The sequence below is a fragment of the Rheinheimera lutimaris genome (assembly GCF_013283795.1).
In the GTDB taxonomy this organism is placed as follows: Bacteria; Pseudomonadota; Gammaproteobacteria; order Enterobacterales; family Alteromonadaceae; genus Alishewanella; species Alishewanella lutimaris.
Genome location: NZ_JABSOD010000015.1, coordinates 48,088 through 60,530, shown reverse-complemented (window position 1 = coordinate 60,530; position 12,443 = coordinate 48,088). Strand labels below are relative to the sequence as shown.

General features: G+C 49.7%; 9 protein-coding genes. 2 read left to right on the top strand and 7 right to left on the bottom strand.

Annotated features, from left to right (window positions below; all coding sequences use genetic code 11):
* Positions 1–56: 56 nt before the first annotated feature.
* Positions 57–1,979, bottom strand: a complete 1,923-nt coding sequence (gene ftsH, locus HRH59_RS14010; RefSeq protein WP_218573530.1) for an ATP-dependent zinc metalloprotease FtsH — start codon at positions 1,977–1,979, stop codon at positions 57–59.
* A gap of 58 nt (positions 1,980–2,037) precedes the next feature.
* Positions 2,038–2,667: a 23S rRNA (uridine(2552)-2'-O)-methyltransferase RlmE gene (rlmE, locus tag HRH59_RS14005; RefSeq protein ID WP_173501900.1), complete on the bottom strand. Its 630-nt coding sequence runs from the start codon at positions 2,665–2,667 to the stop codon at positions 2,038–2,040.
* An 83-nt stretch (positions 2,668–2,750) separates the two neighbouring features.
* Here rlmE and yhbY point away from each other — a divergent pair, with 83 nt between their 5' ends.
* The gene (gene yhbY / locus HRH59_RS14000; protein WP_173501899.1) at positions 2,751–3,047 is read left to right on the top strand and encodes a ribosome assembly RNA-binding protein YhbY; all 297 of its coding nucleotides are present in this window, start codon (positions 2,751–2,753) and stop codon (positions 3,045–3,047) included.
* A gap of 54 nt (positions 3,048–3,101) precedes the next feature.
* On the opposite strand, the gene greA is transcribed toward yhbY, so the two are convergent.
* The 5 genes from greA to HRH59_RS13975 form a co-directional block, all read right to left on the bottom strand.
* Complete coding sequence (gene greA, locus HRH59_RS13995; RefSeq protein WP_173501898.1) at positions 3,102–3,578, bottom strand: transcription elongation factor GreA; 477 nt, start codon at positions 3,576–3,578, stop codon at positions 3,102–3,104.
* Entirely contained in the window at positions 3,575–6,796 is a 3,222-nt protein-coding gene (gene carB, locus HRH59_RS13990) for a carbamoyl-phosphate synthase large subunit (protein ID WP_173501897.1), read from the bottom strand. The genes greA and carB overlap by 4 nt, the downstream gene beginning before the upstream one ends.
* A 28-nt stretch (positions 6,797–6,824) precedes the next feature.
* Complete coding sequence (gene carA / locus HRH59_RS13985) at positions 6,825–7,955, bottom strand: glutamine-hydrolyzing carbamoyl-phosphate synthase small subunit (protein ID WP_173501896.1); 1,131 nt, start codon at positions 7,953–7,955, stop codon at positions 6,825–6,827.
* A 197-nt stretch (positions 7,956–8,152) separates the two neighbouring features.
* On the bottom strand, positions 8,153–8,962 hold the full coding sequence (dapB, locus tag HRH59_RS13980) for a 4-hydroxy-tetrahydrodipicolinate reductase (RefSeq protein WP_173501895.1): 810 nt from the start codon (positions 8,960–8,962) through the stop codon (positions 8,153–8,155).
* A gap of 115 nt (positions 8,963–9,077) precedes the next feature.
* The gene (locus HRH59_RS13975) at positions 9,078–10,949 is read right to left on the bottom strand and encodes an MFS transporter (RefSeq protein WP_173501894.1); all 1,872 of its coding nucleotides are present in this window, start codon (positions 10,947–10,949) and stop codon (positions 9,078–9,080) included.
* Between the two features lie 174 nt (positions 10,950–11,123).
* Between HRH59_RS13975 and HRH59_RS13970 the strand changes: the two genes are divergently transcribed.
* A complete protein-coding gene (locus HRH59_RS13970; RefSeq protein WP_173501893.1) occupies positions 11,124–12,434 on the top strand; it encodes a Na+/H+ antiporter NhaC family protein in 1,311 nt (436 codons plus the stop codon).
* Positions 12,435–12,443 lie beyond the last annotated feature (9 nt).

Genomic DNA, 12,443 nt, shown 5'->3' with positions numbered 1-12,443 from the left:
GGCATAACCGGGGCTTGGATTAACTGACAACTGTTAACTAACACAGCCAGCACTGCTTAGTGCAAATTGCCTTCTGAAGGCTTGCCATCTGCAACGATGTCATCGTCTTTGTTGGCTTTGGCCTCCGGTTTATCATCTGAACCCGGCTTATCACGCGGTTCCCAGTTTTCCGGCTGGCGTACTTCGCGTCGCGCCATTAAATCGTCAATTTGCTTAGCGTCGATGGTTTCATACTTCATTAACGCATCTTTCATCGCATGCAGTATGTCCATATTTTCTTCAATCAGCTTTTTCGCTCTGTCGTAGTTACGGTCAATAAACTGGCGGATTTCAGCATCAATAGCTTTCACCGTATCTTCAGACATATGCTTATTTTTACTGACCGAGCGGCCAAGGAACACTTCGCCTTCTTCATCGGCATACAACAGCGGGCCTAATTTCTCTGAAAAACCCCACTGGGTTACCATTTTACGGGCTAAGTCGGTGGCACGTTCAATATCGTTCGAGGCGCCGGTAGTAACAGATTCAAAACCGTAGATCACTTCCTCTGCAATACGACCGCCGAATAATGAACTGATCATACTTTCCAGCAAGCGTTTGCTGTGCGATACACGGTCACGTTCCGGTAAATACATGGTGACACCCAGAGCGCGGCCACGCGGAATAATACTGACCTTATAAACAGGGTCATGATCCGGAACCAGACGGCCAACAATGGCATGGCCTGCTTCGTGGTACGCCGTCATCTCTTTTTCTTTTTCTGTCATCACCATAGAGCGACGCTCTGCGCCCATCATGATCTTGTCTTTGGCTTTTTCAAACTCGTCCATCGACACCACGCGGCGATTACCGCGGGCAGCAAACAGTGCCGCTTCGTTAACCAGGTTAGCTAAGTCGGCACCGGAGAAACCAGGCGTACCGCGGGCAATTACGGATGGTTCTACACCTTCAGCCAACGGAACTTTACGCATATGCACTTTTAAAATTTGCTCGCGGCCTTTTACATCCGGTAAACCAACAACAACCTGGCGGTCAAAACGGCCCGGACGCAATAATGCAGGGTCCAGTACGTCAGGCCGGTTGGTTGCAGCGATAACAATAATACCTTCATTGCCGTCAAAGCCGTCCATCTCTACCAGCATCTGGTTTAAGGTTTGCTCACGCTCATCATGGCCACCACCTAAACCGGCACCACGCTGACGGCCAACGGCATCAATCTCATCGATAAAGATAATGCAAGGCGCAGCTTTTTTCGCTTGCTCGAACATGTCGCGTACGCGGGAGGCACCAACACCAACGAACATTTCTACAAAGTCTGAACCGGAAATGGTAAAGAAAGGTACCTTAGCCTCGCCGGCAATGGCTTTGGCTAACAGCGTTTTACCGGTGCCCGGTGGGCCAACCATCAGAATACCGGTTGGAATTTTACCACCCAGTTTTTGAAAGCGTGACGGGTCACGCAGATAATCTACCAGCTCAGACACTTCTTCTTTAGCTTCGTCACAACCGGCGACATCAGCAAAAGTGGTTTTAATCTGATCTTCACCCATCAGGCGTGCTTTGCTCTTGCCGAATGACATGGCACCTTTGCCACCGCCGCCCTGCATCTGACGCATAAAGAAGATCCACACGCCGATTAACAACAGCATCGGGAACCAGGAAATAAAAATCGTCGTCAGCCAACTGCTTTCCTCAGGCTTACTGCCCAGGGTTTTTACGTCGTTTTTAATCAGGTCGTCCAGCAACTTTTCGTCATAGCCACCGGGGACTACGGTTTCAAAGCGCTCACCGCTGCGTTTTAAGCCGGTAATAACCCCGGTGCGTTCCACTTTAACTTCGCGGATCTGCCCCTGGTTTACCTCTTTGATAAACTGAGTGTAGCTGGTTAGCTGATCCGCGGTGTTGCCGGGGCCAAAGCTATTGAACACCGACATTAGTACAACGGCGATCACTAACCAGACAATCAAATTCTTTGCCATGTCACTCAAGGTTATAACCTCTTCTTACCGATAAATAGATAATTACCCGACTACTTTACTAGACTTTGAAGCCGGTAGCCACGATATATGTTTCCCGTGAACGTGCACGGGACGAATCAGGCTTGCGAATTTTTACTGTGGTAAAGGCTGCACGCACATCTTTTAAAAACTGCTCGAAACCTTCACCCTGAAATACTTTGACCACAAAACTGCCATTTTGCTTCAACACTTTGTTGCACATATCTAATGCCAGTTCTACCAAATACACCGAACGCGCCTGATCGGTAGTGTCATTGCCGCTCATATTCGGTGCCATATCTGATAACACTACATCTACGTTCTTACCGTTAATCCGGCTCAGTAAAGCATCCAATACTGCTTCTTCGCGAAAATCACCCTGCAGAAAACTCACACCGTTTATCGGGTCCATCGGCAAAATATCACATGCAATCACAGTACCTTTATCACCCACCAGGCCAACACAAAACTGCGACCAACTGCCGGGGGCCGAGCCTAAATCCACTACTGTCATGCCGGATTTAACCAGTTTATCCTGCTGGTTTATTTCTTCCAGTTTAAACGCTGCACGTGAACGCAGGCCTAACTTTTGTGCCTTTTGCACAAATTGATCATCGAAATGCTCTTTCAACCAGCGGGTGGAACTGGCAGAGCGTTTTTTCTTGGTCATGCTTTCACTCTTGATTAGTGTTATGCGTTAGATGGCGCTACAATAACGCAAATTCAAGCGTTACCTGCGGAAATAGTCATTTTATGAGTTTAACCAACAAACAAAAACAATTTTTAAAAGCCAAAGCACACGAACTTAAGCCGGTGATCCTGCTCGGCGGTAATGGCCTGACCGAAGGTGTAGTTGCCGAAATCGAAGTAGCGCTTAACTTTCATGAATTAATTAAAGTGAAAGTACCTACTGAAGATCGCGAACAAAAAGTGTTGATCATGGATGCTATTATCCGTGAAACCAAAGCTGAGAAAGTTCAGGTAATCGGTAAAACACTGGTGTTGTTCCGCCAGGGCGAAGATAAAAAAATTGCCTTACCACGCAAATAAATTTTAAATATAAAAAAAGCGCCTTTAGCAGGCGCTTCTTTTTGCCCGAATGGCTCAGATATACTGCACAGCAGTGATCTCAAACTCTACCACGCCTTTGGGCGTGGTAATGTTAACAACATCATCTGCTACCTTACCGATTAAGCCACGCGCAATGGGTGAATTAACCGAAATCAGGTTATTTTTAATATCGGCTTCATCGTCACCAACAATGCGGTAAGTCACTTCTTCTTCTGAATCCAGATTCAGAATAGTTACCGTACTACCGAAAATAACCTTACCGGTATTAGGCAACTTGCTGATATCAATGATCTGCGCATTAGACAACTTGGCTTCAATATCCTGAATACGGCCTTCACAAAAACCCTGTTGCTCACGGGCCGCGTGGTATTCCGCATTCTCTTTTAAATCGCCGTGTTCGCGCGCAGTGGCAATGGCCTGAATAATCGCCGGCCGTTTCACTGATTTTAATTCATGCAGTTCAGTGCGCAAACGTTCTGCGCCCTGCACTGTCATCGGGATTGCACTCATCCGTTCACTCTCTTATGTAGTTCCTGCACCGATGCTACGCTGTCAAACGCGCTGGCGGCGTTGGACTTAACGGTAGCAAAGGCAGCATTTAACGTAGTGGTGTAGTTAGCTTTATATTGCAAGGCACCACGGCGTATTACTTTAGAATCTTCAATGGCCTGACGACCGTCAGTGGTATTGACAATATAGCTGTACTCACCGTTTTTAATACGGTCCAGAATATGCGGCCGGCCTTCAGACACCTTGTTTACTGTACGGCAAACCACACCTGCAGCTTCCAGTGCCTTAGCGGTACCGCCGGTAGCATCCAGCTCAAAGCCTTTGACTACCATTAGTTTAGCCAGTTCAACTACGCGCACTTTATCGCTGTCACGCACTGAAAGCAAGGCACGGCCACCGGTCGGAATTAAGGTGCTGGCACCTAACTGGCCTTTGGCAAACGCTTGCTCGAAGGTATCACCCACGCCCATAACTTCACCGGTAGAACGCATCTCGGGGCCTAAAATAGGATCGACACCCGGGAATTTGTTAAACGGGATCACCACTTCTTTTACTGAGAAAAACGGCGGAATAATCTCTTTGGTTACGCCCTGCTCAGCCAACGATTTGCCGGCCATACAACGCGCGCCCACTTTGGCTACTGCGACACCGGTTGCCTTAGACACAAACGGCACAGTCCGGGCAGCCCGCGGGTTTACTTCAATTAAGTAAACTTCGTTATCTTTTACCGCAAACTGGGTGTTCATCAGGCCTACTACGCCCAGCTCCAGCGCCAGCTTTTTAACCTGTTCACGCATGACATCCTGAATTTCTTTGCTCAGGCTGTGCGGTGGTAACGAACAAGCCGAGTCACCGGAGTGCACGCCGGCTTGCTCAATGTGTTCCATAATGCCGCCAATGACTACTTCTTTACCGTCACAGATAGCGTCGATATCAACTTCAATGGCATCGTCCAGGAAGTTATCCAGCAGCACCGGTGAGTCATTCGATACACTTACCGCATCCGTCATATAACGGCGCAAATCCTGCTCGTCATAAACGATTTCCATAGCACGGCCGCCCAGTACGTAAGACGGACGAACTACCATCGGAAAACCGATTTCCGGCGCCTTGGCAATGGCTTCTTCCATGCTGGTTACAGTAGCGTTTTTTGGCTGCTTTAAGCCCAAACGCTCAACCGCTTGCTGGAAACGCTCACGGTCTTCGGCACGGTCAATGGCGTCCGGCGAAGTACCAATAATTGGCACGCCATTAGCTTCCAGCGCACGGGCTAATTTCAGTGGCGTTTGGCCACCGTATTGCACGATAACGCCTTTAGGCTGCTCTTTACGCACGATTTCCAGCACATCTTCCAGCGTAATGGGTTCAAAGTACAAACGATCTGAGGTGTCGTAATCGGTAGAAACGGTTTCCGGGTTACAGTTCACCATAATGGTTTCAAAACCGTCTTCGCGCAGTGCCAGTGACGCGTGTACACAGCAGTAATCGAATTCGATACCCTGACCTATACGGTTCGGGCCGCCGCCGATAATCATAATTTTATCGCGGTTGGTCGGCGCCGCTTCACACTCTTCATCGTAGCTGCTGTACATATAGGCGGTATCAGACGCAAATTCAGCGGCACAGGTATCTACCCGTTTGTATACCGGATGAATATTAAAGCTGTAGCGCTTTTTACGTACTTCGTTTTCGCTAACACCCAACACATCGGCGATACGTTTATCGGCAAAGCCTTTACGCTTTAAGCGTTTTATCCGCGCTTCGTCCAGCGCAACAAAACCGTCTTTGCTAAGCGCCAGCTCTTCCTTTACCAGATCTTCAATTTGTACGAGGAACCAGCGATCGATATTGGTTAAGCTGAAAATTTCATCCATGCTCATACCAAGGCGGAATGCATCGGCAATGTACCAAATACGGTGTGAACCGGGCTCTTTTAATTCGCGGATAATTTTATCTTTGCTTTCCGGCAAGCTGATATCAATGACCGGATCAAGGCCGCAAACGCCAATTTCAAGGCTGCGCAGCGCTTTTTGTAAAGATTCCTGCTGGTTACGGCCGATGGACATCACCTCACCCACCGACTTCATCTGGGTGGTTAAGCGATCATTGGCGCCGGCGAATTTTTCAAAGTTAAAGCGCGGTATCTTAGTTACCACGTAATCGATGCTGGGTTCAAACGACGCCGGGGTTTTACCACCGGTAATATCGTTAGCCAGTTCATCCAGGGTGTAGCCAATCGCCAGCTTGGCAGCCACTTTGGCAATCGGGAAGCCGGTTGCTTTAGACGCCAGTGCAGATGAGCGCGACACGCGCGGGTTCATCTCGATAATAACCATCCGGCCATCAATCGGGTTGATACCAAACTGTACGTTCGAACCGCCGGTTTCAACACCGATTTCACGCAGTACCGCCAAAGAGGCATTACGCATGATTTGATATTCTTTGTCAGTCAGGGTTTGCGCCGGCGCTACAGTGATAGAGTCACCGGTGTGTACGCCCATAGGGTCGAAGTTTTCAATGGCACAAACGATAATGCAGTTATCGTTTTTATCGCGCACCACTTCCATTTCGTATTCTTTCCAGCCAATTAACGACTCGTCAATCAACAACTCTTTGGTGGGCGATAAGTCCAGACCGCGGGTACAAATTTCTTCAAACTCTTCGCGGTTGTAAGCAATACCACCACCCGAGCCACCCATAGTGAATGACGGCCGGATAATACACGGGAAACCGATATCATCCAGTACCTGGTAAGCTTCATCTAATGAGTGGGCAAAACCGGCGCGCGGGCAGGCCAGGCCGATAGAGCGCATAGCTTTATCAAAACGGCCACGGTCTTCAGCTTTGTCGATAGCATCAGCAGTGGCGCCTATCATCTCAACGTTATATTTGGCCAATACGCCATGGCGTTCTAAATCCAGCGCACAATTTAGTGCAGTCTGGCCGCCCATGGTTGGCAACACAGCACAGGGCCGCTCTTTTTCAATGATTTTTTCCACAACCTGCCAGTGAATTGGCTCGATGTAGGTGGCGTCAGCCATTTCCGGATCGGTCATAATGGTGGCCGGGTTAGAGTTCACCAGAATAACGCGGTAGCCTTCTTCTTTTAATGCTTTACAGGCCTGAGCGCCTGAGTAGTCAAATTCACAGGCCTGGCCGATCACTATGGGGCCGGCACCTAAAATCAGAATGCTGTTTAAATCTGTACGTTTTGGCATTGCAGTAACTCTCCGTAATTCTGTTCGCTTAGGCTTTGGCTTGTTGCATCAGCGCAATAAAGTGGTCAAACAGCTCTGACGCCTCATGCGGGCCCGGGCTGGCTTCAGGGTGCCCCTGGAAGCTGAATGCCGGTTTATCGGTACGGTGTATGCCTTGTAACGTGCCGTCAAACAACGATTTATGCGTAGCGCGTAGATTCGCCGGTAAGCTCTCTTCATCAACAGCAAAGCCGTGATTCTGCGCGGTAATCAGTACCCGCTTAGTGCCGAGGTTTTGCACCGGGTGGTTACCACCGTGGTGGCCATGGCCCATCTTCACTGTTTTAGCACCGCTGGCCAGCGCCAGTAACTGGTGGCCCAAACAGATACCAAACAGCGGAATATCAGTTTCAAGGAAGCTTTTAATCGCCTCGATAGCGTAAGTGCAAGGTGCCGGGTCGCCCGGGCCATTGGATAAAAAGATGCCGTCCGGTTGCATGGCCAGCACATCAGCAGCCGGTGTTTGTGCAGGAACCACTGTCAGCTTACAGCCGCGATCTGCCAACATACGCAAAATATTGCGTTTTACACCAAAGTCATACGCTACCACATGGAACTGCTGTGGTGCTGCAGCACGATGGCCTTCGCCCAGTGCCCAACTGCCTTCAGTCCACTGATAAGCTTGTTTAACGGTAACTTCTTTGGCTAAGTCCATACCTGACAAGCCCGGGAAGCCTTTGGCCAGTTGCAGTGCTTTGGCTTCGTCCGGGTTGTCGCCGGCGATAATGCAGCCATTTTGCGCACCTTTCTCGCGTAAAATACGGGTTAACTTGCGGGTATCGATATCGGCGATGCCGAGAATATTATGTTGTGTTAAATACTGACTAAGAGAGAGTTGGTTACGGAAATTACTGGCAAGAAGGGGCAGGTCGCGGATGATCAGGCCTCTGGCCCAGATTTGTCCGGATTCTTCATCTTCAAGGTTAGTACCGGTATTGCCAATGTGTGGATAAGTAAGAGTAACGATTTGTTCTGCATATGAGGGATCAGTCAATATTTCCTGATACCCGGTCATGGAAGTGTTAAACACCACTTCCCCTACAGAAACTCCTTCAGCGCCAATGGCTGTACCGCGAAATACGGTGCCGTCTTCCAGTACGAGCAGGGCGGACTTAGTCAAGATAACCTCCAAACAGCAAAAAACGGGCGAAAACCTGACACTGTTTTACAACCCGTTTTGACCCAAAATGTGATACCCGATTTGCCTTAGGCAAACCTGACTATTTTAGGCGATCGAAGGATATTTAGCTATGCTTTTTTTGAATTTTATTACAAATGGCACCTTTAACCCGTTTTTAAGCTTAATAGCGCAAAAAGTTAGCTTAAATCTGCCAAACCTAACACTTGTTGCATAGAATAAAGTCCGGGCTGTTTATTTTGCAACCACAGAGCAGCACGCAGTGCGCCTTGGGCAAAGGTGTTACGGCTGGATGCTTTGTGAGTAATTTCCAGTCTTTCGCCTAAATCGGCAAATAAGGCGGTGTGGTCGCCAATAATGTCGCCGCCACGCACGGTGGCAAAGCCGATAGTTTGCTGCTCTCGCTCACCGGTAATACCCTCACGGCCATATACCGCAACCTTCGCCAAATCGCGGTCCAACGCTTTAGCAATGCTGGAGCCGATAGCCATAGCCGTGCCTGAAGGGGCATCTTTTTTAAAGCGATGATGCGCTTCAATAATTTCAATATCGGCCGTTTGCCCCATCACTTTGGCGGCAGTTTGTACCAAATGCAGCAGCAGGTTTACCCCGACACTCATATTCGGTGCCCACACAATCGGAATATGCTTAGCCGCTTGCTGTACCTGCTGATATTGCACATCGGTTAAACCGGTCACACCTATTACCATGGCTTTTTTGCCCGCAACCGCCAGCGCCAGGTGCGCAAGCATGGCATCCGGCATGGTGAAGTCAACCCAGATATCGGCGTTGTTTATGCTGTCGCTGCCGGTAATGCCAAGTGGCAGGCCCAGTTTACCGACACCGGCCAGCTCACCGGCATCAACACCGGCAAGCTCAGAACCGGCACGCACAGTAGCGGCAGTAAGATGTAGCTGCTGTTCTTTAGCAACCGTAATTAACGCCCGACCCATGCGGCCGTTAGCGCCAAAAATTCCGATAGATGGCATACAAAAGCTCTGCATAAAAATAACAATGGCGGCTATTAGAGCAAAAGCCGCCGGTAGGGGGAAGTAAAATAGCCATCTTTACAGCTAAAAATAAACCGGGCAGCAGTAAACGGTGTCAGGCGCTATCGCCCCGTAACAACCGCACTTGCTGCTCCAATTCGGCCGCACTGGCGTGCTGTGGCGGCACAGACGGGCTTGCTATCAGCTGCACCTTTGACCAAAAACGGCCTTTAAACTTAAAGGCGCCGTTACCATGATGGCTGAAAAACGAGCCCCATAACCCCTGCAGCGCCATTGGCACGACCGGCACCGGTGTCTCAGCTAATATACGCTCAATGCCGGGACGAAAGCTGTCAATCTCACCGCTTTTGGTTAAGCGCCCTTCCGGGAAGATACACACCAGGTTGCCCGCTTCCAGCTCGCGCTTAATGCTGGCAAATGCGGCTTCGTATACCTGCTCATTTTTCTGCTTTGAGCAAATAGGAATGGTGCGCGCCGCTTTAAACAGCCAATTAGCTACCGGCAAATCGTAAATGGCTTTTTCCATTACAAACCGCACCGGCCGGCGCACCGCTCCGGCAATCAGCAACGCATCGACATAGCTGACATGGTTAGCTACCAGCACCGCTGCGCCATCGGCCGGAATATGTTCCAGCCCGTTGCTACGCACTCTGTACGTAGTATGACTTAGCAGATAAATAACAAACCGCAGGGCAAACTCCGGCACCTGGCTGTATACATACAGCGCCACCACAGCGTTCATTATGGCGAGGATTAAAAAATACTCCGGAATAGCTAAATCCAGCACGGTTAAAAACACGATACCGGCAATCGCGCTTACCACCATAAACAGCGCATTAAAAATGTTGTTAGCGGCAATAACCCGCGCCCGTTGCTGCGGCTCGGCACGCTGTTGTAACAATGCATACAGCGGCACAATAAATAAGCCGCCAAATACGCCGATTAATGTCAGATCTGTCAGCACCCACCAGCCGAATGCCGTGGCTAAAAACTGTGGCAGGTTAAGCAGCTCTGCCGGCAACGCTGCCGGGCTGCTGAAAAACAAACTAACGCCAAACACCGTTAAACCGACAGAGCCAATCGGCACTATGCCAAGCTCTACTCTGTCGCCGGATAAACGCTCACACAGCATAGAGCCTATACCCACGCCAACGGAAAATGCCACCAACAATGCCGTTACTACCGTATTATCACCACCGAGCACGGTTTTAGTGAAGTTAGGAAACTGAGTTAAATAGCTGGCACCTAAAAACCAAAACCAGCTGATGGCCATAATAGCTAAATACAAGGTACGGTTGGCGTAACTGATGCTGATAGTCGCCTTGGTTTGTTGCCAGGGGGCAAAGCGAAAATTATCGGCGTTGTGCACTTCCCCCACCGCCGGAATATGCCGGCTTATCAGATAACCCAGAACAGAAAACAGCACTACTACGCCAGCAATCCACAGCGGCGCGTCGGCCAGCCCGACCAATAAACCGCCGGTAATGGTACCGAGTAAAATAGCAACAAAGGTGCCCATTTCAACCCAGGCATTGCCGGCCAGCAGCTCTTTGTCGGTTAACAGCTGCGGTAAAATAGCGTATTTTACCGGGCCAAAAAACGCCGACTGGCTGCCCATTAAAAACAGCAACCCCAGCAACAGCAGATACTGCTGAAAATAAAATGCCAGACCAGCCAACAACATCAGGCCAATCTCCAGCAGCTTTAGCGCCCGGATTAATTTGGTTTTACACACCGCATCAGCCAGGGTACCGGCAGTGGCGGAAAACAATAAAAACGGCAGAATAAACAAGCCGGCCGCCAGGTTCATGGTTAAATCGGTATCCCACGGCAACGCATTAGCCGCGGTAAAAGCCAATATTAACATCAGCGCATTTTTAAACACGTTGTCATTAAAAGCGCCGCTGGCCTGAGTAAGAAAAAACGGCAAAAAACGTTTGCTGTTGATTAAGCGCTGTTGCGACATAGTCACTCCGTCGGAAAAACAGATAGTAATAAATAAGTTGCCAGCATAATCAACTCAGGTAGCTTATACCAGAGCAGAAAACCGGCGGATGAAATTGACAGGCCATCTAGCCATCTATATATTGCGCAACCATTGCGGCTGTTGTTCAGCCGGTGCTTTGATAAGGTATAAGCTATGAACGATATTACGCAGGCGCCAGCGGGTGCCAGGCGCTCGTTGTTACCATTACTGTTTTTTGTCGCGCTGTTTCTCGGCACCGGCTTGTATTTGCAAAGCCAGGATGTGGCCTATGCGTTTTATCAGCTACCGGGCCATGTTGCCATTATTCCGGCGCTGATACTGGCCATCTGGCTGCACCGGGCGCCGTTGCAGCAATCGATAGATGTGATGATCAAAGGTGCCGGTAACAGCAACATTATTACCATGTGTATTATCTACTTGCTGGCCGGCGCCTTTGCCAGTGTGGCGACCGCCACCGGCGGTGTTGATGCCGCCGTCAATGCCGGCCTGAGTTTGGTACCGGCACCCTGGTTGTTACCGGGGTTATTTGTTATTGCTGCGCTGGTATCTACCGCTATGGGCACCTCTATGGGTACCATAGGCGCCTTAGCGCCGATTGCCGTTGGCCTGGCCAATCAGGCGGGGCTGGAGCAGGCATTAGTGGCTGGCGTACTGCTAAGCGGTGCCATGTTCGGTGATAACTTATCCATTATCTCTGATACTACCATTGCCTCTACCCGCACTCAGGGCGCACAGATGGCAGACAAATTTCGCGAAAACATCAAAATTGCCCTGCCGGCTGCCGCCTTAACGTTGTTGTTATATGTTTTACTGGCTAACGAGGGCGCACCAATCCAGATTGACCAGGTAAACTGGAGCGGCGTACTGCCTTATGCCGCCATTCTGCTGCTGGCCGTAATGGGATTAAATGTGTTTGTAGTGCTGCTGTTAGGCATAGTGCTGGCCGCACTGCAGGGTGCATTATTTGCTGATTATGCTATGGCTAACCTGGGCAAAGACATAGCAACGGGATTTGCTAATGTGCAGGAAATATTCTTACTGGCGATGCTGGTAAGTGCATTAAGTGAGTTTATTAAGCAACAAGGTGGCTTGCAGTGGATCGCCGGTAAAATTCAGCAAACGGCAAACCGGCTGAAACTGGCCGGAAATAAAGCGCAGCAACTGGCAATAGCGGCATTAGCGTTTAGCAGTAACCTGTGTATTGCCAATAATACGGTGGCGATAGTGTTAACCGGTGACGTAGCCAAAACACTGGCACAGCAGCATCACATTACGCCGCGGCGCAGTGCCAGCTTGCTGGACATTTTTGCCTGTATCAGTCAGGGATTAGTGCCTTACGGTGCCCAGGCACTGCTGCTCGGTGCCAGCTTTGGCATATCGCCATGGCAGGTAGTTAGCCAAAGTTATTACTGCTTAATTCTGTTACTGGTGGCGCTATTGATTATTCTCGCCAGAAAAAACTGATGATCGGCA

Excerpts from the sequence above, each read along its gene's own strand:
- ftsH (WP_218573530.1), bottom strand. The coding sequence starts at position 1,979 with ATGGCAAAGAATTTGATTGTCTGGTTAGTGATCGCCGTTGTACTAATG.
- rlmE (WP_173501900.1), bottom strand. The coding sequence starts at position 2,667 with ATGACCAAGAAAAAACGCTCTGCCAGTTCCACCCGCTGGTTGAAAGAG.
- yhbY (WP_173501899.1), top strand. The coding sequence starts at position 2,751 with ATGAGTTTAACCAACAAACAAAAACAATTTTTAAAAGCCAAAGCACAC.
- greA (WP_173501898.1), bottom strand. The coding sequence starts at position 3,578 with ATGAGTGCAATCCCGATGACAGTGCAGGGCGCAGAACGTTTGCGCACT.
- carB (WP_173501897.1), bottom strand. The coding sequence starts at position 6,796 with ATGCCAAAACGTACAGATTTAAACAGCATTCTGATTTTAGGTGCCGGC.
- dapB (WP_173501895.1), bottom strand. The coding sequence starts at position 8,962 with ATGCCATCTATCGGAATTTTTGGCGCTAACGGCCGCATGGGTCGGGCG.
- HRH59_RS13975 (WP_173501894.1), bottom strand. The coding sequence starts at position 10,949 with ATGTCGCAACAGCGCTTAATCAACAGCAAACGTTTTTTGCCGTTTTTT.
- HRH59_RS13970 (WP_173501893.1), top strand. The coding sequence starts at position 11,124 with ATGAACGATATTACGCAGGCGCCAGCGGGTGCCAGGCGCTCGTTGTTA.